This window comes from Chloroflexota bacterium (assembly GCA_016235055.1).
In the GTDB taxonomy this organism is placed as follows: Bacteria; Chloroflexota; Anaerolineae; order JACRMK01; family JACRMK01; genus JACRMK01.
In genome coordinates this window covers 81,087-102,276 of sequence record JACRMK010000046.1, presented here as the reverse complement: position 1 = coordinate 102,276, position 21,190 = coordinate 81,087, and the positions used below count along the sequence as shown (strand labels likewise).

The window sequence follows — 21,190 nt, the reverse complement described above, 5'->3', positions numbered from 1 at the left end:
AAAGACCTGTCCCTACGTTAGCGCACGGATGGCGTCGCCTGCCTGATTATTCTTCAAAACGCTTTACTAGCGTATTGGGCGTTCAGTTGAACGCCCTCACGCTGTTCTTTGTGAAGCGCGCCGTCGTCAAACGGTCATGTATGTCCTGCGCGCGGCGGCTTCGCCGCCGTCCGCCGCAGGGCGGCGGGCACAGGATGAAGCGCGAAAGCCAGAGTACCCATCCGACAGCCCGCCTCGTGCGCGAAGCGTATGCAAGATCAGAGGGCTTGGCCTTCGGGTGCTCAGAAACTTCGGCGCGGTACCAAGTCACCGGCAGCGGGTGTGGCAGATTTTAGATCCTTCGCGCGCGCGGCATGCACAAGGTCCATGGTCTTGCCTCCGCGCTCAGGATGACAGTCTCTGCGGCAGCGCATACCGCGCGCGGTATGGATATTCTCACACGACACGACATGCGTGATATGAAACAGCTATCGTCACTGGAGCTTGCATGACTTACATTCCGAACACCGAAGCCGATCGCGCCGCCATGCTGGACGTGATCGGCGCGAAGCGCATCGAAGACCTGTTCAGCGATGTGCCGGCCGACAAACGGTTCCCGAAACTGAATCTGCCGCCCGCGCTCTCCGAGATCGAACTGGCGCGCTACTTCCAGGAACTGGCCGAGCAGAACCTCGACACCAGCCACGCGCTGAACTTCCTGGGCGCGGGAGCATACCAGCACTACATCCCGGCGGCGATCAACCACATCATCCTGCGCAGCGAGTTCTACACGGCGTACACGCCGTACCAGCCGGAAGTCTCGCAGGGCACGCTGACGGCGATCTACGAATACCAGTCGCTCGTCTGCCAGTTGACCGGCATGGACGCGGCCAATGCCTCGATGTACGACGGCTCGACGGCGACCGCCGAGGCCGCGCTGATGGCCGCGCGGCTGACGCACCGCGACAAAATCGTGCTCTCGTCGCTCGTGCACCCCGAGTACCGCGACGTGGTCAAGACGTTCACGCAGGGGCTCGACCTGCCGATCGTGACGACGGCGGCGAAGGGCGGCCTGAGCGACATGGACGCGCTGCGCGCGGCGGTGGACGACCAGACGGCGTGCGTCGTCGTGCAGTATCCGAACTTCTTCGGCGCGATCGAGGACCTCGGCGCGGCCGGCGAGATCGCCCACGCGAAGGGCGCGCTGCTGATCGCCGTGGTCGATCCGATGGCGCTCGGCCTGCTCAAGACGCCGGGCGACTTCGGCGCCGACATCGTCGTGGGCGACGGGCAGGCGATGGGCTGGGGCCTCAACTTCGGCGGACCATACCTCGGCATGTTCGCCTGCCGCAAGGAGCACATGCGCCAGATGCCAGGCCGCCTGGTCGGCAAGACGGTCGACTCGCAAGGGCGGCGCGGCTTCGTGCTGACCCTGCAGGCGCGCGAGCAGCACATCCGCCGCGAGAAGGCGACCTCCAACATCTGCACGAACGAAGCGCTGATGGCGCTGGCGGCGACGGTCTATCTCTCGCTGGTCGGCAAGAACGGGCTGAAGCGGATCGCCGAGCTGTGCTACCACAAAGCGCACTACGCGGCGGCCGAGATCGCGAAGCTGCCGGGCTATTCGCCGGCCAACGGCGCGCCGTTCTTCAAGGAGTTCGCCGTGCGCACGCCGAAGCCGCCCGCGCAGATCAACGCGGCGCTGCTCAAGCAGGGCATCGTCGGCGGCTACGATCTTGGCAAGGCGTACCCCGCTGCGGCGAACACGCTGCTGCTGTGCGTGACCGAACTGCACACCAAGTCCGACATCGACAAGCTAGTGGCGGCGCTGAAGAGCGACTAGCAAGTAGCGACTAGCGACTAGCAACTAACAACTAGGAACTAAAATGCCCGAACGTGATCTGCTGATGATTCCCGGCCCGACGATGGTCGATCCGGCCGTGCTGCGCGCCATCTCCGCGCCCGTGGTTGCATATAACTCGCCGGAGTTTGTCGAGATCGCCGGCAGCAGCCTCGAAGACTTGCGCTGGCTGCTGGGCGGCCCGAACGGCAAGTCGTTCGCCTTCGCCGGCTCCGGCACGCTGGCGCTCGAATGGGCCGCGGTCAACTGGATCGAGCCCGGCGACAAGGTGCTCGTGCTGGTCGTCGGGTACTTCGGCGTGCACTTCCAGCAGATCGCCGCCTGCCAGGGGGCGGACCTGACCGTCTTGCACTCCGCGCCGGGTGACACCGTGCCGCTGGATCAGGTCGAGGCGGCGCTCAAGCAGGGCGGTTATAAGTTGCTTGAGGTCACGCACGTGGACACCTCGACCGGCGTGATGAACGACATCCCGGCGCTGGCGCAACTGGCGCACCGCTATGGCGCGCTGCTGATGGTGGACGGCGTCTGCGCGGCGGGCGGCATGGACGTGCAGTGCGACGCCTGGGGCGTCGACGTATACATGACCGGCTCGCAAAAGGCGCTCGGCATGCCGCCGGGCATGGGCATCGCCTGGGCCGGCGCGCGCGCGATCGCCGTGGCGACGGCGCGCAAGACCCGGACGCCGAGCTTCTATCTCGACCTCAAGTCGTGGCTGGTGCTGGTGGACAATCTCACTGCGCGGCGGGGGGCCGGGTTCCTGCACACGCCGCCGATCAACATGTATTACGCTCTGCGCGAGGCGCTCAACCTGATCAAGCGCGAGGGACTGGAGAAACGCATCCAGCGCCACGCGCTCCTGAGCCGCGCGTACAAGGCCGGCATCGAGGCGATGGGCCTCAAGCCGGTGCCGGTGCGCCCGGAAGTCGCCGCGCCGACGCTGACCTGCACGTACTACCCGCCGGGTGTGGACGGGGCGCTGATCCCGCGCGTCAAGGCGCAGGGTGTGACGATTGCCATTGGCTTCTTCACGCCGCCGGTCGCGCCGTACTTCCGCGTCGGGCACATGGGCACCGTGACCGCGAGCGACGTGCTCGCCACGCTCGGCGCGATCGAGACGGCGCTGCGCGCCCTGGAGCACGACGTGGAGCCCGGCGCCAGCGCCGCGGCGGCCCTGCGCGTGCTGGCGGCGTAGGGGCGCGTTGCACGCGCCCGATGCGCGGCAACGGCAAGCGGGCAACCGCGCCGGGCAACGGCAAGCGTTGCCCCTACGTCGATTGCCTACATAGCGATCCCTTTTGAGGAGCCTTCGATGAACGAACCGCTGATTTTCGAACTGTCGTCGCCCGGCCGCACGGGCGTGCACCTGCCGGCGCTCGACGTGCCGGAAACGCCGCTGCCCGCCGGTTTCGTGCGCGCCGAGCTGCCGCTGCCGGAGGTGAGCGAAATCGATGTGGTGCGCCACTTCACGCACCTGTCCACCAAGAACTTCAGCGTGGATACCGTGTTCTATCCGCTCGGCTCGTGCACGATGAAGTACAACCCGAAGATCAACGACGTCATCGCCGGGCAGGCGGGCTTTGCGCGCATTCACCCGTACCAGGCTGAGAGCACCGTGCAGGGCGCGCTGCGCATGATGTACGAACTGCAGGAGCAGCTCGCCGAGATCGCAGGGCACGCGGGCGCGACGCTGCAGCCGGCGGCAGGCGCGCACGGCGAACTGACCGGCGTGCTGATGATCCACGGCTATCACAAGTCGCGCGGCGACACGAAGCGCACCAAAATTATCGTGCCGGATAGCTCGCACGGCACCAACCCGGCGACCGCCGCGATGGTCGGCTACAGCGTCGTCACCGTCAAGGCGGACGCCCACGGCAACGTGGACGTGGACGCGCTGAAGGCGCTGCTCGACGACACGGTCGCGGGCATGATGATCACCAATCCGTCGACGGTTGGCCTTTTCGACCAGCACATCGAGCAGATCAATCGACTGGTGCACGCGGCGGGCGGCCTGGTGTACGGCGACGGCGCGAACATGAACGCCCTGCTCGGCATCTGCAAGCCGGGCGAGGTCGGCTTCGACATCCTGCACTACAACCTGCACAAGACGTTCGGCGTGCCGCACGGCGGCGGCGGGCCGGGCGCGTGCGGCACAAGCGTTTCCAAGGCGCTGGCGCCGTTCCTGCCGGCGCCGGTCGTCGCATTCAAGGATGGCCGCTACACGCTCGACAACGACCGGCCGCTGTCGATCGGCCGGGTGCGCGCGTTCCACGGCAACTTCGCCAACCTGGTGCGCGGCTACGCGTACATCCGCTCACACGGCGAGGACGGCCTGCGCGAGGTGAGCCAGATCGCCGTGCTGAACGCGAACTACATCAAGGAGCGCCTCAAGGGCGCGTACGACCTGCCGTTCGACCGCACCTGCTACCACGAGGTCGTCTTTTCCGGCAAGCGCCAGGCGAAGAACAACGTGCGCACGCTCGACATCGCCAAGCGGCTGATCGACTTCGGCATTCACCCGCCGACGGTCTACTTCCCGCTGGTCGTCGAGGAAGCGCTGATGGTCGAGCCGACCGAGACGGAGAGCAAGGAGACGATCGACCGCTTCTGCGAGGTGATGCTGCAGATCGCGCGCGAGGCCGAGGAGAACCCCGAGCTCGTGCGCTCTGCGCCGCACACCACGCCGGTCTCGCGGCTGGACGAGGCGACGGCAGCGCGCAAGCCGGACCTCTGCTGGCGACCGGCGTAAGCGCCGTCGCGGGCGCAGCGAAATAGACCCGAAGGGTTTGCAAACCCTTCGGGTCTTTTGTTACAACCGCACGAGCTGGTCACTCGGCGACGCGCGGCGCGCGGACCGGCGTGCCATTCAGCACGGCCTCCGCTAGTTCGTCGAGCTCGTCGTCATTGGGCATGCCGATCCTGGCGGCCACGGTGGCAAACAGCCACGCGAACGCGAGGCAAAAGGCGAACAGCACGGCAAACACGCCGATGAAGAGCAGTTGGGATTGCGGTCCGGTGATCATCGCGATTCTCCTATAGCGGTAGTGAGAACTAATGTTCTGTGCCCGTCGCTATTATAGCACAAACTTAGAACATGCGTGCGAATTGGGCAAAGCCACCCGCAAAGCGCCGGTGGTAGGGGCCGACCTGCGTGTCGGCCCGCAGCGTGCCAGGCGGGCGCACACGTCGGTGCGCCCCTACGCGATCCCGACGCAGCCAGATAGGGTCCGAACAGAATACCGCGCCCGAGTGAAAATGAAGCGGGACAGGCATGATGCCTGTCCCGCTTCCGTTTGTGCGTCGCGTTTGGCTACAGCTTCACGTAGGCCGATTCGTGCGTCACCGTCGGCACCCACCACTCCTCGCCGCGCGGCGTCTGCACGTATTCCGGCCAGAGCAAACCGCACGGTATCGATGGAATCAAGTGTATGTCGTTGCTACACCCATTGCCGATAAACCAGAAACGCAGCACAAAGTTGTATAATGACTGTGTTTATGGGACAAACCAACCGTGGGCTGAGTTCAGAAGAAAATACGCGAGCGAAGTTCGATGCTATTTCCATCTTCGTTCGCCATTGCCCAAGCCTGGAAACTCACACCGCTATCATGATGGTCGCCACAATGCAAAGTGCATATACTTGAAGATTGGATACATGCGGTACACACGGCGAGACATGCTTTCTAGTGCAAAGCGCTGTTTTCCTCCAGTTGTCACCGAAGAGAAAGACGCAGGCGGAATATGAGCGATAACTTCTTTCGAGCTGTTGGCTTGGGTATTTTGATCGAGTCGGGATGTTTTGGCAATTTGCTGAGGGGATTAATCGGCCTCCTGATCATCCTCGTCGGATTCTCTGCCGTCGTCGCAGTTTACCAAGGCGCGTCGAATGCGATTTCATATGGTACACTTGATGATCGAGCTGTCAGCACAATTGAGTCACAGCGTAAAGCTCAACGCGAAAATACCTTCTGGGCGACTGCGGCCGTGCAAGATGCCTCAGGGGTCGCGGCGTTTATCACCAAGGCACAAGCGCTTGGTTCGATAAACGTCGGGGTCAGGCGAGACGTTTGGTATCATGGCAAGGGCTACTACTTGGTCGAGTATGTGAAGTTCGGTTCAGATCGATTCTTGGTTTTTGTCGATTTGGATGTTCAAGATGGTGGGGCTCACGAGAGGTCGTGCATACGATATCCGGTTTCATATTGGAGCACCGCCGTATGGAAACCTATTGAGAATCGCTTTACCCAGCTTTCCAATTCCCATTTTAAAGGGTATCAAGCCTACAGCTATTCAGAAATGAGTTTCAACGTGAAATACAAGTTCTCACCGGACTGCGATGATACTGAAAGTACACAGATTCCTCTATTCCAGTCGAATGCAGAATTGCTTGGAAGATGACAATTGCTACCGTGTTAAGTGAAAAAGTTCAGAAGGGCAACAGCCTTTGCATCGATACTGCAGGCTGCCAAACGCATTGATTCCGTCCTTGACTTGTTGCCCACTGCGTTGGCAATGGGCACACGCCGTCGTACCCCCATTTTCTCCGTACTGATGCTGTTTGACATTCCTCGTGCGGATTGCCGCAAACGGGGATTCAAGCCAGTTTCGTCCAGCCGGGCGCGCTGAGGGATAGCACGCACAACAAAAAAGCGGGACAGGCATCATGCCTGTCCCGCTTCCGTTTGTGCGTCGCGTTTGGCTACAGCTTCACGTAGGCCGATTCGTGCGTCACCGTCGGCACCCACCACTCCTCGCCGCGCGGCGTCTGCACGTACTCCGGCCAGCGTAATTCGACCGGCGGCGGGAAATCGCGCGCCAACAGCGGCGCGACCCACTGGCTGCCGCCCACGCCGCCACCCGTCCGCTCGCGGAACTCGGCTTGCGCTTTGGCGAGCTCGTCCGGGGACTTGAGCAGATCGAGCATCGTCGCGGCGATCGTCTTGCCCGCGACGAACATGCCGGGATCGATGCAGGCCGGCACGCCGCCCATCGCGTTGTTCACCCATGCCGGGTACGTGTAACCGGGCTTGGGCGCCTTCAGGCGCGGCCGCGCCGTGTAGAGCCGCACGGTCGGCGCGTGCCAGGTGTATTCCACATAATCATCCGACGTGAAGTTGAGCTGCCACGGCGGCAGGCCCTGGCGCACGCGCGCTTCCAGTTCGGGCGGCGGCGTCAGCGTCTGGTTGTCGGCAATGAACGGGTCGTCCATCGGCTCGAAGCCGAGATTCTTCTGGATCGCGCGGGCGAAGGTGCGCGCCTCGTCTCCAAACTGGGGCGCGCCGACCAGTTCCAGGTTGCGGTAGGCCAGGTCGGAGATCGCCAGGTTCGGCAGGCCGACGCGCGTCTTCGTGATCCAGCGCACCGAGGCGACGCAGCCGGTCGCGCCGGCGACCTGCCGCGCGTTCTGCGCCAGCACCTGGAATACGCGCTCCTGGATGTCGAGCGTCGGCGAGCGCCACGAGTACTGGATGACCGCCAGGCGCGGCGGCAGGTTGTCCGAGGTGCACTGCCCGCCAACCATGATGTTCTCGTTGAGCGTCCAGGTGCCGGTGTGCGGGAACATCGCCTCCTTGCTGTACTTGGTCAGCGTATACATCAGGCACAGCGCGTCGATCGCCGCCGGACAGCGCGCCGCCGCGTGCGAGGTGCTCGTGTTCGGCAGCAGGCGCTGGTCGATCCACTCCTCCGGATCGATGCACTCAAAGACGAACGCCGCGCTCCAGTACGAGCCGCTGTGTGTTTCCCACACTACGGAGTTGCTGGCATTGGGGTGATAGACGACCGCCGCGTCGAGCCCGTCGTAATACCCCTTGGCGGCGTGTACCGGCTTGGAACCGCAGACCTTCTCCGCCGGCTCGCCGAACAGCTTGAGCGTGCCGTGCAGCCCGTATTTGACCATCATCGCCTTGGCGGCCAGCGCACCGATCAGCGCGCTCGTGCCGAGCGACGAGTGCGGGTCGGTGTGCCCGGCCGCCCAGCGGTTCAGGCCGGCGCGCGGCGACGGGTACGGCACGCGCTCCTGCGAGTTCTCCGGCACGGCGTCGTATTCGGAGAACGTCGCCAGCACCGGCCCGCCGTTGCCGTACGTCGCGACGAACGCCGTCGGCATCTCGGCGGAGCCTTCCTCGACGGTGAACCCTTCGGCGCGCAGCAGATCGCAATACGCGCGCGCGGACTTGTACTCGCGGAACGCCGTCTCCGCATAGTTCCAGATCTGCTCGCAGAAGCCGGAAAGGCGCGCTCGGTTGGCTTCGATCCAATCGAACGCAGCCTGCTTCTCGGCATACAACGTGGTCATGGGATGCCTCCTTACCAGGTCATGGTTGTGGACGGTGTTGCGTTGCAAGCGTACTCGATTTGGCGGGGGAAAGTCAAGCGAGGCGAGATAAATAAGACCGGCTGGAACGGATGTGACTCACGTATCATCTGGCGCCGGCCGCGCGCGCTGTTCGCGTGCCAGCTCCTGTTCCAGGACTAGTGCGATGCGCGGGCGCAGGCTGGGAATCACTTCGGTTGCCGTTGCCCACAAAATGTCAATGTTGATGCCCCAGTAAGCGTGGATTAACCGATCGCGCATGCCAGCCATTTGTTTCCAGGGGATTGCATCGTGCCGATCGCGGAAGGACGGTGGCAGATGCTTGGCGGCTTCGCCGATGATCTCGATTGCCTTTCTGACGGCCAAAGCCGTGCGTTTGTCAGTCGCAAACTGCTCAAACGTCATCGCATCGGTCAACTCGACAACGGTGCCCATCATGTCGGCGATGTCCCGCAGGTAGTCGAGATGGCGGCGCGCGGCACTCATACCGGCACAACCTCGCTTAAGATGCGCTCTGCCAAGCGGCCTTGCAGGCCGTTCCGGCTGACCAAATCCACCTTAACGCCCAACAGGTGCTCGAGGTCGTCGGCCAATGCCGTGAACTCGAACAGGTCGGGCGATTTGGCGAATTCGACCAGCACGTCCAGATCACTACGCTTCCGCTGTTCGCCCCTAACATACGATCCGAAGATGCCTAGCGACCGGACGTTGTAGCGGTTCTCCAAATCAGGCATGTGCCGCTTCAGGATTCGTCTGAATCGGTTCAGATCGGACCGTCCACGTGTTGACGCCGTGCGGCTTCCTTGCGCCGTTATGTTCATGGAGTCGCGTCTCCTTTTGCGAACCGGCCACTATGCCTGGTGCGCAGGTCATCCGTCCCGCAGCTACCACCAACGATGCTCGTAAACCGTCGGGGTCAATGGGATTATATGCGCCCTCAATCCATGAAGCAAGCGCAGTAGCCCGGACCAGCAAACCTCATCTGGGATCAAAGGGAGTGCAATTCGACCTGCCCCATGACCTTCCGTGCCGGCAAACCATCCATCTACTCCAGCTGCAACCGCGATAACGCGCAGAAGCAAACTAGCGCCGCGCTCATTCGGCCGTGCTATAATGGCTTGCGTCCGCATCGACCCATTGTGTTGTGAGGATGACCAGCCATGACCCTGCCCCCGCTCGTGGATGAAGCGAACCTGCAAGCGTACCTCGACCGCGCGCTGTCGCCGAGCGAGGCGCCGGTCCGCGCGGAACGGATCGATGCGGGACACTCGAACCTGACGTTCTTCGTCTCGCGCGGCGCGGAGCAGTACGTCCTGCGCCGCCCGCCGCGCCCGCCGTACCTGCCGACCGCGCACGACGTGGCGCGCGAGTACCGCGTCATCGCGGGGCTGACGGCGGCGCACTTTCCGGTCCCGCAACCGATCCTGTTGTGCGAAGACACGGCGGTCATCGGCGCGCCGTTCTACCTGATGCAGCGCATCGAGGGCGCGGTCGTGCGCAACAAGCTGCCGGCAGCTCTGAGCGGCCCGGCGGAACGCGCCGCGCTCGCCGATGAGTTGATTCGCGCGCTGGTTGCCCTGCACACGGTGGACTACACGGCGGCCGGCCTCGGCACGCTGGGCAAGCCCGATGGCTACATCGCGCGGCAGGTCAAGCGCTGGGTCGGCCAACTGGACGGCGCGCGTACCCGCGACCTGCCCGACCTCGACGCCGTGAGCGCGTGGCTGCAAGGCCACATCCCGGAATCGCCTGCCGCGACGATCGTGCACGGCGACTTCCGGCTCGACAACGCGATCTACGCCAGCCGGCCGCCGGTCAAGCTGCTGGCGGTGCTCGACTGGGAGATGTCCACGCTCGGCGATCCGCTGGCCGACCTGGGCTACCTGCTGTCGTTCTGGCGCGAGCCGGGCGAGGCGCCAACAACGCCGCTGCCCGACGACATGGGCGATGTAACGGCCTCGGGCGGCTTCCCGGGCCGCGCGGAGGTCGCCGCGCGCTACGAGGAACTGAGCGGCCGCAAGGTCGCCAACCTCAATTTCTACATCGTGCTGGCGATCTGGAAGCTGGCGATCCTGCTGGAAGGCAGCTATAAGCGCCATCAGCTCGGCACGACCGACGACCCGTTCTTCGCGATGCTGGATACCGGCGTGCCGGCCCTCGCCCGCCGCGCGCGCGCGATGATCTAACACACCGTCCACGAAGGAACACAAATAAAAAGCGATCCGCGAATAACGCGAATCGAGGCCAATCAGTTCTGGAGTTTGTGGGCTCTATTCGCGTTCATTCGCGTTATTCGCGGATAAAGGTGTTCTTGGTGTTCCTTCGTGTCCCTTCGTGGATGAGTCTATGCGGCGGAGGTGCTGGGCGGGCAGCGGATGATCGTTTCGCAGAACGACATCTGCCACCTGCGGATAACGTAGGGGCACATTGCATGTGCCCCGTTGCGGGACGCGTGCAACGCGCCCCTACGCACCCGCATCATTTCAGCATGTAATAGGTGCCCTTCTTGTCGCCGATGCGGATCAGCAGGCCCTTGTCGACCAGGTCGGCCAGATCGATGCGCAGCGTCTCGGCGCTGACGTCGGGGCACAGTTGCTGGTACTCGCGATTGGTGATGCGCCCGTTCTCCTGCACGTACTGCACGGCGCGCTTCTGGCGCTCGCTGATGTTCTTCTGCCAGGTCGGCATCGGCGCGCGCTGTTTCTGGTTCGACAGGATCACGGTGAACGAGTACGGCGCGGGCTTGAACTTGGGCGGCGGGTGCCCGGCGGCCAGCATGTCGTCGATCATCTTGTCCACGCCGAGCCCGAGCTCCTCGATGTAGCCCCACTGGAACAGGCCGTGCACGATGCGCGGGTTGCGCGAGAAGTGCTCCTCGACAATGTTGTCCACGGTGATGTAGCCGGCCAGCCCGCCGGGGCTGATGATCTCCAGCCGGTCGTCGAACATGCGCACCTCGATGCGCCGACCGCCCAGCCGGTAGTCGCGGTGCGCCACGGCGTTGATCAGCGCCTCGCGCACGGCGAACGGCGGGTACTCGGTCGTCTCCTGCCGGCGCAGGCCGGTGACGACGGCGCCGACGCGCATCTCCTGGTGAATCAAGTCCCACGCCTCTTCGGTCAGGCGCGGCAGGGGGCCGCCGATCTCCTCGCGGCGGCCGTAACCGGCTTTCTCGCCGGAGGTCGGCTGGGTGCCGGGGAAGCGCACGAAGACGAGCCCGCTCTGCGGCAGGAGCGCTTGCGGGTTGTGCCCGAGCAGCAGCAATCCGGCCACGGTCGGGTTGCCGTGCTCGTCGGTGAACGCGGCGTCGCGCAGGATCTCGTCGGCGGGCTGGGCAAAGCGACGGCGCTGCTTCTCCTCGCGCTTGGCGATGTACTCCTTGATGAGGGCGTCGCTGAGATCGGCGCGGCGCGCGGCAGGCACCAGTTCCGCTTCGAAATCGCCGCTGCCCTTGGTCGCCGCCAGTTGGCGGATCTCGGAGCCGGCCAGCGGCCGGTTCTCCGCGCCGGCGCGGATCAGCACGCGGCCGTCGGCCAGCGAGTGCAATTCGGGGCTGCGCGCGATGGTGATGCCGATGGCGAAGCCGGCCGGCGTCTCGACGCGCTGCCACTCGGAGCGCACCGGCGGGCGGCAGAGCGACTGCGCGCGCGTGACGGAGGCGTCGACATCCTCGCCGGACAGGTCGTGGATGCGGCCGTCGGCGCTCATGCCGATGAACAGGCTGCCGCCCTCGGCATTGGCGAAGGCGACCATCGTCTCGGCGATGGCGGTCGCGTCGGCGCCGGGCACAAAGGCGACGGTCTGCGTCGCGCCTTTCTCAAAATGGATCGGCTGGGGCATGGCATCATTATAATACCACAGGATGAACCACCAATGAAACAAATGTTCTTATCGGGTGTATTTCAGATTAGGGGCGAGATTCGGCGCATAACCAGTCAGCCCTCCACATCGTCACTCCCGCGAAAGCGGGAGTCCAGGGGCAACACCTCTGGATGCCCGCGCTGGTCAGCGGCTTCTCGCCGCTGACCGTCAAGCGCCCGCTGGCAAGGGGCCAGCGGGCAACGGCATGACGGCTTGTTGGCCCATTAGCCGCCCCAGAAGTGAAATGCACCCTGCTTATCGGGTCTGGGTCTTTTCAGAGTCGGATTGGCCCGCTCCCAAACCCTCTCCCGCGACGGGGTTCGGCAGGCTCACCCAACGGCGTCGCAGGCGAGGGGATTGGCGCCTTCCACCCCGGCAGAGCCTGACGGCACCGCGCTGGCCGGCTGGCCGGATGGCACAGTTCAGCGACTTTTGTGCCGTATGGGCTATTGTTGCGCTCCCGCTATGCCGTTATAATGTTATAATATGGTTAAGGGAGTATGGGGTGATATGGTCGGAGTATTGCACCGCAAAAACAGCCGGGCGCAGAGCGTGATCGAGTTCGCGCTCGTGTTGCCGTTCCTCATCCTCCTGCTGGCCGGCGTGGTTGACTTCGCCAACGCGTTTCGTATCTACATCGCGCTGACCAACGCGGCGCGCGAGGGCGCATATTATGCTGCGCTGCCGGATGGAACGTCGGCGACGGTCTGCTCGCGTGTGCAGGAATCGCTGTCCGGCACACTGACGGTGGCGTGCGGCGATGTGACGGTCAGCTATCCAGCGCTCAGCGGAACAATCACGTGCGCCGGCGGCTCTGCCGCCGCAGGTTGCCCGGTGCGCGTCGCGGTCGCCTACAGTCTGACCCCGTATTTCGCCGGCATCATCGGCTTCTCGACGATTCCGCTGATGGGGCAGGCTGACATGATGGTTTTGACGACCGGGAATTAGGTGATGAGCATTGTCGCGCGCATGCGGCAGGCCGGGCAATCGCTGGTTGAGTTTGCAGCGATCGCTTCCCTGCTGTTTCTGATCGTGTTCGGCATTCTGGAGTTCTCGCGCGCCTATTTCTATTACAACACCGTCCTGAGCGCGGCGGAAGAAGGCGCGCGCTACGGGATAGTTAACCAGAATACGGCATGCGTCACGCAGGTCGCTTTGCAGCGCGTCGTCGCGGTGGGTATGACATCCAGCGACGTTACGGTCACCTGCTTGAACGATGCCGGCGCCACCGGCAGCAGCTACTGCTCGTTTGGCAATCGGATCCAGGTGGGCACCAGTTACACGTTCTCGCCGATCGTGTCGTTTATTCCGAGTTTGCCGCTGGCGGCGACGGCGACCATGCGGATTGGCCGTACGAACAATAATAGCACGTGCAATTAACGGTGAGGGCGGAAGGTCCCAGGGCTTTCGAGGCCTAAGGGGGAGCGGTCTGATGCAGAAGGAGATGGTCCCATGAACGGCCTACATTTGAAGGACCGTCGCCGGCGCGGGCAAGCCGTTGTGCTGGTGGCGCTGATGGCGGTTGCGCTGGTCGCGTTCGTGGGTCTGGCGCTGGATGGTGCGCAGGTTTTCGAGCGGCGGCGCATGATGCAGAACGCCGCCGATTCGGGTTCCATGGCAGGCGCGTATGCACTGGGTAACGCGATGGCGCGCTCGATTATCGAAGGACAGGTTCAGTCGTACACGGTGGGCGGCGGCGGTTTCGGCAATCGCGCCGACAACTGGGAAGGTGTCTTCCTGCCCAGCAACAACGATGTCAAAACGACCAACCCGTCGGCCAGCGACAACTGCGTGCGGGTCACAACCTACGTGACCTTTGGCACCTACTTCATGGGCATCGTCGGATTCAACGCGATGAACACGTCCGCGCAAGCCACGGCGTGCGCCGGGCCGATCGGAATGACCAATGCGCCGCTGTGGCCGATGGTTGTGCACACGCCGTCGATCACCTCGCCATTGTCCTATGGTCAGGTGTATACGCTGTTCAACGACAACGGCACCAACTACCAGCCGGGCACGTTCGGGTGGGTCGACTTTAATGGCGGCAACAACAATTCGACCGACACGCTGAATTGGCTGAACGGTCAGTCCGCCAGCCCGTACATGACCTATCTGTATTCAGGCGGCGAGTGCGATCAGAATCAGGCGACATCGAAGACGATGCTGTCCATCGGCGATTGCCTGGACGGCGACACCGGCCTGGGCAATACGCAGAACATTCGCGACGCCATCGTAGCGCATCAGGGGATGTCGGTGACGGTATTATTCTACGACACAGCGAATTCGGAGCAGGGCCATAAGATGTACCACGTCGTGGGCTTCGCGCGCCTCGTGGTAAGCGTGGTAAACATGACCGGCAATCCGAAGACGGTAATGGGCTATTTCCAGCATTACATCATGCCGGGCGAGATCTGTATAACCAACTGTGGTGGTGTGTCGGGCGTTAAGAGCGTCAATCTGACCAACTAGCCGGCGGCGCGCAGCAGCGTCGCTGCGCAAGCGACTTTCGCCGGCCATTCGGAGAATCGTATGCAACGAAGCGGGCGCGTTCTGATCCTGCTGGGCATTCTGCTCGGCGGCCTCGCACTCATCGCGTCATTTGTCTTTCTCAACCCCGATCGCAATCGGGCGCAGGTGGAAGTGCAGACGACCAAAGTCGTCGTGGCGCGCCGGGCGATTGCGCCGCGCGCGACGGTGACAACCGATACGATCGGGCTGGCCGACTGGCCAACCGCCTCCGTGCCGCGCGGCGCGCTGACCGATCCGGTCGACGCGTACAACCGGCTGGCGGCGACGCAGATCGCCGAGGGGCAGGTCATCCTGCCCGGCATGCTGATCGACAAAGAGATCGAGGAGACGCGCCGCGGCGCCGGCAGCCAGGCCTCATACATTGTCCCGAACGGCCTGGTGGCGATGGCATACGCGATCGACGCCGTCAGCGGCGTAGCATCGGCGCTGCGCGAAGGCGACCACGTGGACGTGCTGGCGTCCTACGATGTCGCCTCGACCGGCAACATCACGACCGGCGTCACCCGGCGGCAGATCACCCAGATCGCGCTGCAGGACGTCGAGGTGCTCAAGGTCGGCCTCTGGTCGGCGAGCGCTGAGGCGGGCGCGCAGTCGTACGTGACCTTCCTGCTGACGCCGCAGGACGCGCTGACGCTCAAGTTCCTGCGCGAGACGTCATCGGGGCTGCATCTCGTCCTGCGCGCGGCGGGCGACCACCAGCGCTTCCGGACCCAGCCGATCGTCGTGGAATACGTGGATATTCGCTTCGGCTTCAACGGCATGCTCGTCAAGTGAGCGGCCGCGACGGACGCTCTGCATCACACTACACAAAGGATAGACGCACCCGTGGCTGAAAATGCTCAAGACTGGCTGCGCTATGCGCAGTCCGACCTTAGAACCGCGGAGATTCTGCAGCACGTCGACGACTTCCCGACGGCGATCCACGCCTTTCATTGCCAGCAGGCGATCGAAAAGAGCCTGAAGGCATATCTGGTGGCGAGCGCCAAGCACTTTTTGCTGCGCCAGAACCTGACCTACCTGCTGGGGCTGTGTGTCTCGGTCGATGCGGCGTTCCGCCAGTTTGAGCGGCCGGTGGCGGCGCTCGTGCCGTTTACGACGCAATCGGTCTACCCGGCTGATATTGAAGCGGCGCCGACGATCGAGCAATCCGGGGAATATTATCAATACGCGCTGAGCATTGTCCGTTTTGTGGCGGCGCAATTGGGCAAGCCGCGCTAGCGTCAACCGGTCCGATAGCTCTTTATGAACTCAACGCAACCGATCCGACTCCTGTTAGTCGACGCCGAGCGGGACACGCTGTCTGCGCTTGAGCAGTTGCTGTCCCTTGAGTCTACCATCCAGATTGTGGGTACGGCGACCTCGCTGCACGACGCGTTGTTTGCGGCCGAGCAGAAGATGCCCGACGTCGTGCTGGTGGCGGTGGTGGGCGGCCAGGGCGCCGATGGTCTGCAGATTAGCCAGGCGATTGCCGAGCGCTTGCCCGCCACGCGCATCTTGATGGTGATTCCCAAGTCGCTGGCGAGCGCGGAATATCTGCAGCGCGTACTGCTGGCTGGCGCGCGCGAGTTTATCATCCGGCCGTTTGAGTCGGCAGAACTGCTGGAAGGGATCCGGCGCACCGCGTACGCTGCGCCGTCGGCTGGCCCTATGCCGCTGTCGCCCGGCAGCGTGATACCCGGCTCGGCGCCGCGCCTGGCCGCGATCGCTCCGCCGCCACCGCCACCGCCGTCGCGGCACGGTCGAATCATTGCCGTGTACAGCGCCAACGGCGGCATCGGGCGCACCACGCTGGCGGTTAACCTGGCCATTGCGCTGCAAACCGGCGGGATCGAACGGGTCGCGCTGATGGATGCCAGCCTGCGCTACGGCGACGTGGGCGTGTACATGAACCTGCGCTCCCAGCGCACGATCACCGATATTTGCTCGTCCAACGGCAAGGTGGACCTGGCGGCGTTGCCCGACGTGCTGGCCGCGCACCACAGCGGCGTTAAGGTCCTGCTGGCGCCGGCGTCGCCGGAGCTTGCCGACACGCTGACGCCGCATGCCGTTGACCAGGTGTTGAACGCGCTGCGCGACCAGTTCGACTATGTGATCGTGGACACATTCAGCGCGCTCGACGAGACGATGCTGACGATCCTCGACCATGCCGACCGGATCGTGCTGGTCGCCACCAGCGAGGTGCATGTCGTCAAGAACATGCGGCTGTTCCTGGAGGTTGCGGAACTGCTCAAATACCCGGCGAATAAGATGATGCTGGTGCTGAACCGGCATAACCCCAAAGGACGCGTGTCGCCCAAGGAGATCGAATCTGCCATCGGCCAGCCGATCGTCGCCGTGATCGAGCGCGACGACAAGACGGCGGTCGAGGCGGTGCAGTCCGGCCTGCCGTTCGTCATCAGCAGTCCCAAAACGCCGATCAGCCAGGTGGTGTTACACCTGGCGCAGCACATGGCGCCCGAGTTGCGCGCGGCCGGTTCCCGGCCGAAGCACGGGCTGTTCGGAGCACGCTAGATGGGCGGGCTACCCGTTGCGGCGCTGGTCGTCGGCGGCCTCGCCATGCTGGGGATCGTCCTGTTCTTTGCCGGGCTGGCGCGCGCGCTATCGCGCAACCCGTACGACGTGGACGACCGCATGGAACACTATGCGATGCGCGCCAGCGTCGTCGGCGGGCACGTGACGGGCGGCGCGCGCGCGCGCGGGCGCCTGACGCGCGACATCGACCGCCAGTTGACGCGCCGCGGTCGCGGCCACACGCTGGAGCTGGAGCTGGCGCAGGCCGACCTGAAGCTGACGCCCGGCGAGTTCATCGTCGTGATGGTCACCGGCGTGCTGCTCGCGTTTGCGCTGGGACTCCTCATCTTCAAGCAGTGGTATGTGGCGCTGCCGTGCGCCATCCTGGGCTACCTGGGCCCGCGCTGGTACCTGGTGTTCCGCCAGTACCAGCGGCGCAGCGCCTTCAGCGGGCAACTGCCCGACGCGATCAGCCTGATGTCCACCTCGCTGCGGTCCGGCTACAGCCTCTTGCAGTCCATGGAGTTGTTGTCGCGGGAACTGCAGCCGCCGATCTCGGAGGAGTTCGGCCGGGTGGTGCGCGAGATCGGCCTTGGCGTGGCGTTCGATCAGGCGATCTCAAACATGCGCAATCGCATCCGCAATGAAGACCTCGACCTGCTGGTCACCGCGCTGCTGATCCAGCACGAGGTCGGCGGCAACCTCTCGCTCATTCTCGACACGATCAACCACACGATCCGCGAGCGCATCCGCATCAAGGGTGAGGTGCGCATCCTGACCACGCAGCAGCAGGCATCCGGCTATTTTGTCGGCGCCATGCCGTTCCTGCTGACCGTGCTGCTCTTTGTCATCAGCCCCGCGTACATGGGACAGTTCTTCAACTCGCTGTGCGGGCAACTGATCTTCTTCACAGTGCTGGTGCTGGTCGGCTCGGCCATGCTGGTCATCCGCCGGATTATCAGTATCGAGGTTTGACGCAACCCCATGCCCACCGAGATTGTCATTATCGCGCTGTCGCTGGCCTACGGCATCTTTCTGGTCTTCGCGGGCCTGGCGGTAACTACGCGCCGCGATCGCGTGCAGGCGCGCCTCGAAAACTACGGGCGCCGCGTCCGCTCGCTGGACGAGGTGGATCTGGACCAGCCGCTGTATGAGCGTGTGATCCGGCCCGGACTGCGCAACCTGGCGCGACTGCTGCTGCGCCTGATGCCGCAGGTCAACCTGGATGCGATCCGGCTCAAGCTCGATATGGCGGGCAACCCGTTTCGCTGGGCGCCGGCCGATTTCCTGGGGATGCGGGTCGTGTTGGCGGCGCTATTCGGCGGCTTCGGCTTACTGCTTTTCGGGGTGCTCAATTTGCCGCTGGCCAACCAGATCCTGGTTTTCCTGGCGGTGGTTGGCCTGGGATTCTATGCGCCGGTGCTCTGGCTGAACAGCCGCATTCGCGCCCGCCAGCATTTGATTCGCCGCGCGCTGCCGGATGCGATTGACCTGATCACGGTCAGCGTGGAAGCCGGACTTGGCCTGGAGGCGGCCATGGCGCGCGTCGCGCGCGAGCGGGACGACGAGATGGCGCGCGGGCTGGCGCAGATGCTGGTGGAGGTGCAGATCGGCAAGACGCGCTCCGAAGCGATGCGCGATATGGCGGCGCGCGCCGGCCTGCCGGAGTTGTCCAGCTTTGTGGCGGCCATCCTGCAGGCCGAGCAATTGGGTGTGAATATCGCCAAGGTGCTGCGCGTGCAGTCCGACATGATGCGCATTCAGCGGCGCCAGCGCGCCGAGGAAGAGGCGCAGCGCGCGCCGGTCAAGATGAGCGTGGTGCTGGTGCTGATGCTGCTGCCGGCGCTGGGCCTGGTGATCCTCGGCCCGTCGGTGCCGCGCATCTGCAAGCAGTTCTATCCGAACATGAGCATCTGCGCGGGCGGGTAGCCCGCAGCGGGTCAGCCAGACACGCCCCGCGCTTACGCGGGGCTTTTTGTTGCCGGCGGCCGTTCACGCAATTCGGGCAAGGGCGGTAAGATGAACAGCACGCTGCCACAGCCGGAGGCAATGGACCAGGGCGGCCTGCGCGTATATCCAGGGGAGGGAAAAATATGAACAATCGCTATCCGCGCATCGCGGAATCCGAGGTCACGCCGAAGGCGGCGTACCTCTCGCGGCGCGCATTCATCATGGCCGCCGGCGTCGTGGCGGGCAGTATGGCCATCGCGGCCTGCGGGCCGCCGGGCGCGCCCGGGCGCGTGCATACGGTTTTGCTTTGACGCAGTCGCCATCCGTCTCCATCATCACGGCGCATACTGGCGCGATGCTGAGCCACTTCATCCCCTGGCGCGGCTTGTAGAATGAACCGGCACGGTCTCGGTACGTCATTCCCGCAAAAGCCGGACGCCAGGCATGGCACAGCGCGGGTGGCGATTTCCATTCTGCCTGCTCGATGGTTCTGCACGCTGCGCTAGCTCCTGGTCTACTCCGGGAAACGGTATTGCGCTTCAAGAACCGGTGCGCACAAGTCAGGCGAGGTACGCGCTGATCAGCGTCCAGTTCGACCAGAGATCGTACGCTCCCACGCCGACCAACAGGCTGCCGCTCGCGCGGTTGATCGCCCGGCTATGACGCGCGAAGGCGCGCGTGATGACGCGCTGGGCGGCGCCGGACAGAAACGAAAGCGCCAGCAACGGCAAGCCGAAGCCGAACCCGAAGCCCAGAAAGACTCCCAGTTTCGAGACGAACTCCGTCGCGGTCAGCGAAAACGCGAAGAGGCCGACCAGCAATGGACCCGCGCACGGCAGGGCGATCGGTCCATACAACAAGCCATAGACGAATGCGTTGGCGAAGGGGTGCGACAGCGCCGGCACACGTACCTGCGGCAGCGCCTTGAACGGGTTGGCGCCCAGCAACAACAGCACGCCCAGCAATACGATCAGGCCGTCGGCCAGCGGCACGAGCAGGGAGAGCGCGCGGCCGACCGAGACGGATAGCGCCGCGATTAGCGCACCCAGTGCGAGCATCATGGTCAGCACGCCCGCCAACACGAACACGCCCAGCGTGTAGCGCCCGGCGCGGCTCGGCGCCACTGGCCCCCCACCGATATAGGCGAGAAACCCGGGATAGAGCGGGAACACGCACGGGCTGGTCGTCGCCAACAGGCCAATGCCGATCGCGGTCAGAATCGTTTCCATAGAACTGTCCCTCCCGGGGCGGACGGCGCTCCCTGGAGCGCCGTCCGCCCGCAACCGTGCAGCCTTACATGGCGTCCTTGAGGTACGGCTCGATGGCGCTCGCCAGATCGCGTGCGCTCTTGATGCCGAACGGCAGGGGATGCGCCAGGCCGTGGCGGTCCACAATCAGGATCGGCGTGGACGGCGGATTCAGGAATTGCGCGCCATAAAGATTGCCGATCTCGCGCGCCACGGCGGCGGGCGCGATGCCGTAGAACCCTTCGAAGCCGTTGGCCTGCACGTATTTCTTCAGGTCGGCGGCCTGCTCATTCGGATCCACGTCGAGCGCGATCGTCACCAGATCATCGCGCCCGGCAAACATCGCGCGCAGGTCTTTCACCTGCGTCTGCTGCGTGCGGCAACTCGGACACCATTGCGCCATCGTTTCGACCAGCACCACCTTGCCTTTGAAGCCGTTGAGCGAGAACGTCTGACCGGTGCGCACATCGGTCAGCGATGCGCCAAACCAGGCCGGGGCTTGCATCATGGCATCCGGGGTCGAATGCGCCATCATCGCGTCGGGTGTTGGGTGCGCCATCATGGCGTCGGGTGTTGGGTGCGCCATCATCGCGTCGGGTGTTGGGCGCGCCATCATGGCGTCGGGCGTCGGCTTGGCCATCATGGCATCGGGCGTCGGCTTGGCCATCATCGCATCGGGCGTCGGCTTGGCCATCATTGCGTCAGGCGTTGGCATCGCGGCTTGCATCATGGCGGCGGGTGTGGGGGTCGGCCCGCAAGCCGCGAGTATCATTGTTAATCCCAACACGACGGTTGCTATCTCTTTGCGCATGGTTTGCTCCTTGAAAAGCGGCCGGTACGGGTTCCTGACTTGCGGAAGCCGTCGGCACGGTGGATTGATAACTGTGCGTATCCTACCGCATCCTCATTACGCGCAGCCTGCCGGAGTATTACAAGATTCT

Annotated in this window: 21 protein-coding genes; 14 read left to right on the top strand and 7 right to left on the bottom strand. The window is 64.1% G+C overall.

Going from position 1 to position 21,190, the window contains the following annotated elements; genetic code table 11:
• Window positions 1–487: 487 nt before the first annotated feature.
• From gcvPA to gcvPB, 3 genes are all read left to right on the top strand, one after another.
• Complete coding sequence (gene gcvPA, locus HZB53_11065; protein MBI5878182.1) at window positions 488–1,822, top strand: aminomethyl-transferring glycine dehydrogenase subunit GcvPA; 1,335 nt, start codon at window positions 488–490, stop codon at window positions 1,820–1,822.
• Window positions 1,823–1,865: 43 nt separating this feature from the next.
• Window positions 1,866–3,032 (top strand): alanine--glyoxylate aminotransferase family protein, encoded by a 1,167-nt coding sequence (locus HZB53_11060; protein ID MBI5878181.1) that lies wholly within the window; start codon window positions 1,866–1,868, stop codon window positions 3,030–3,032.
• Between the two features lie 117 nt (window positions 3,033–3,149).
• On the top strand, window positions 3,150–4,586 hold the full coding sequence (gcvPB, locus tag HZB53_11055; protein MBI5878180.1) for an aminomethyl-transferring glycine dehydrogenase subunit GcvPB: 1,437 nt from the start codon (window positions 3,150–3,152) through the stop codon (window positions 4,584–4,586).
• A gap of 79 nt (window positions 4,587–4,665) precedes the next feature.
• Here the strand turns inward: gcvPB and HZB53_11050 are convergent, their stop codons facing one another.
• Window positions 4,666–4,860 (bottom strand): hypothetical protein, encoded by a 195-nt coding sequence (locus HZB53_11050; protein ID MBI5878179.1) that lies wholly within the window; start codon window positions 4,858–4,860, stop codon window positions 4,666–4,668.
• Window positions 4,861–5,576: 716 nt separating this feature from the next.
• Between HZB53_11050 and HZB53_11045 the strand changes: the two genes are divergently transcribed.
• Window positions 5,577–6,233: a hypothetical protein gene (locus HZB53_11045; protein MBI5878178.1), complete on the top strand. Its 657-nt coding sequence runs from the start codon at window positions 5,577–5,579 to the stop codon at window positions 6,231–6,233.
• A gap of 301 nt (window positions 6,234–6,534) precedes the next feature.
• On the opposite strand, the gene HZB53_11040 is transcribed toward HZB53_11045, so the two are convergent.
• The 3 genes from HZB53_11040 to HZB53_11030 form a co-directional block, all read right to left on the bottom strand.
• The gene (locus tag HZB53_11040) at window positions 6,535–8,133 is read right to left on the bottom strand and encodes an amidohydrolase (GenBank protein MBI5878177.1); all 1,599 of its coding nucleotides are present in this window, start codon (window positions 8,131–8,133) and stop codon (window positions 6,535–6,537) included.
• Between the two features lie 117 nt (window positions 8,134–8,250).
• A complete protein-coding gene (locus tag HZB53_11035) occupies window positions 8,251–8,637 on the bottom strand; it encodes a DUF86 domain-containing protein (protein MBI5878176.1) in 387 nt (128 codons plus the stop codon).
• Complete coding sequence (locus tag HZB53_11030; protein MBI5878175.1) at window positions 8,634–8,972, bottom strand: nucleotidyltransferase family protein; 339 nt, start codon at window positions 8,970–8,972, stop codon at window positions 8,634–8,636. Before HZB53_11030 ends, HZB53_11035 begins: the two co-directional genes overlap by 4 nt.
• A gap of 339 nt (window positions 8,973–9,311) precedes the next feature.
• Here HZB53_11030 and HZB53_11025 point away from each other — a divergent pair, with 339 nt between their 5' ends.
• Complete coding sequence (locus tag HZB53_11025) at window positions 9,312–10,337, top strand: phosphotransferase family protein (protein ID MBI5878174.1); 1,026 nt, start codon at window positions 9,312–9,314, stop codon at window positions 10,335–10,337.
• Between the two features lie 292 nt (window positions 10,338–10,629).
• On the opposite strand, the gene HZB53_11020 is transcribed toward HZB53_11025, so the two are convergent.
• Complete coding sequence (locus tag HZB53_11020) at window positions 10,630–11,991, bottom strand: putative DNA binding domain-containing protein (GenBank protein ID MBI5878173.1); 1,362 nt, start codon at window positions 11,989–11,991, stop codon at window positions 10,630–10,632.
• A 531-nt stretch (window positions 11,992–12,522) separates the two neighbouring features.
• Here HZB53_11020 and HZB53_11015 point away from each other — a divergent pair.
• The 9 genes from HZB53_11015 to HZB53_10975 all read left to right on the top strand — a co-directional run bounded on the left by HZB53_11015 (window position 12,523) and on the right by HZB53_10975 (window position 19,313).
• A complete protein-coding gene (locus HZB53_11015) occupies window positions 12,523–12,960 on the top strand; it encodes a pilus assembly protein (GenBank protein ID MBI5878172.1) in 438 nt (145 codons plus the stop codon).
• Window positions 12,961–12,963: 3 nt separating this feature from the next.
• Window positions 12,964–13,392, top strand: coding sequence for a pilus assembly protein (locus HZB53_11010; protein ID MBI5878171.1), 429 nt, complete (start codon window positions 12,964–12,966; stop codon window positions 13,390–13,392).
• A 72-nt stretch (window positions 13,393–13,464) separates the two neighbouring features.
• Entirely contained in the window at window positions 13,465–14,481 is a 1,017-nt protein-coding gene (locus HZB53_11005; protein MBI5878170.1) for a hypothetical protein, read from the top strand.
• Between the two features lie 60 nt (window positions 14,482–14,541).
• Window positions 14,542–15,315, top strand: a complete 774-nt coding sequence (cpaB, locus tag HZB53_11000; GenBank protein MBI5878169.1) for a Flp pilus assembly protein CpaB — start codon at window positions 14,542–14,544, stop codon at window positions 15,313–15,315.
• A gap of 51 nt (window positions 15,316–15,366) precedes the next feature.
• Entirely contained in the window at window positions 15,367–15,759 is a 393-nt protein-coding gene (locus HZB53_10995) for a HEPN domain-containing protein (protein ID MBI5878168.1), read from the top strand.
• A 24-nt stretch (window positions 15,760–15,783) separates the two neighbouring features.
• Window positions 15,784–17,052, top strand: coding sequence for an AAA family ATPase (locus tag HZB53_10990; protein ID MBI5878167.1), 1,269 nt, complete (start codon window positions 15,784–15,786; stop codon window positions 17,050–17,052).
• Window positions 17,053–18,027: a type II secretion system F family protein gene (locus HZB53_10985; protein MBI5878166.1), complete on the top strand. Its 975-nt coding sequence runs from the start codon at window positions 17,053–17,055 to the stop codon at window positions 18,025–18,027. It abuts the gene before it with no gap.
• Window positions 18,028–18,036: 9 nt separating this feature from the next.
• A complete protein-coding gene (locus tag HZB53_10980; protein MBI5878165.1) occupies window positions 18,037–18,981 on the top strand; it encodes a type II secretion system F family protein in 945 nt (314 codons plus the stop codon).
• Between the two features lie 164 nt (window positions 18,982–19,145).
• Window positions 19,146–19,313: a twin-arginine translocation signal domain-containing protein gene (locus HZB53_10975; GenBank protein ID MBI5878164.1), complete on the top strand. Its 168-nt coding sequence runs from the start codon at window positions 19,146–19,148 to the stop codon at window positions 19,311–19,313.
• Window positions 19,314–19,562: 249 nt separating this feature from the next.
• Here the strand turns inward: HZB53_10975 and HZB53_10970 are convergent, their stop codons facing one another.
• Both HZB53_10970 and HZB53_10965 read right to left on the bottom strand, forming a co-directional pair.
• Window positions 19,563–20,231, bottom strand: coding sequence for a cytochrome C biogenesis protein (locus HZB53_10970; protein MBI5878163.1), 669 nt, complete (start codon window positions 20,229–20,231; stop codon window positions 19,563–19,565).
• 64 nt (window positions 20,232–20,295) lie between these two features.
• Entirely contained in the window at window positions 20,296–21,060 is a 765-nt protein-coding gene (locus HZB53_10965) for a redoxin domain-containing protein (protein ID MBI5878162.1), read from the bottom strand.
• Between the last annotated feature and the right edge of the window lie 130 nt (window positions 21,061–21,190).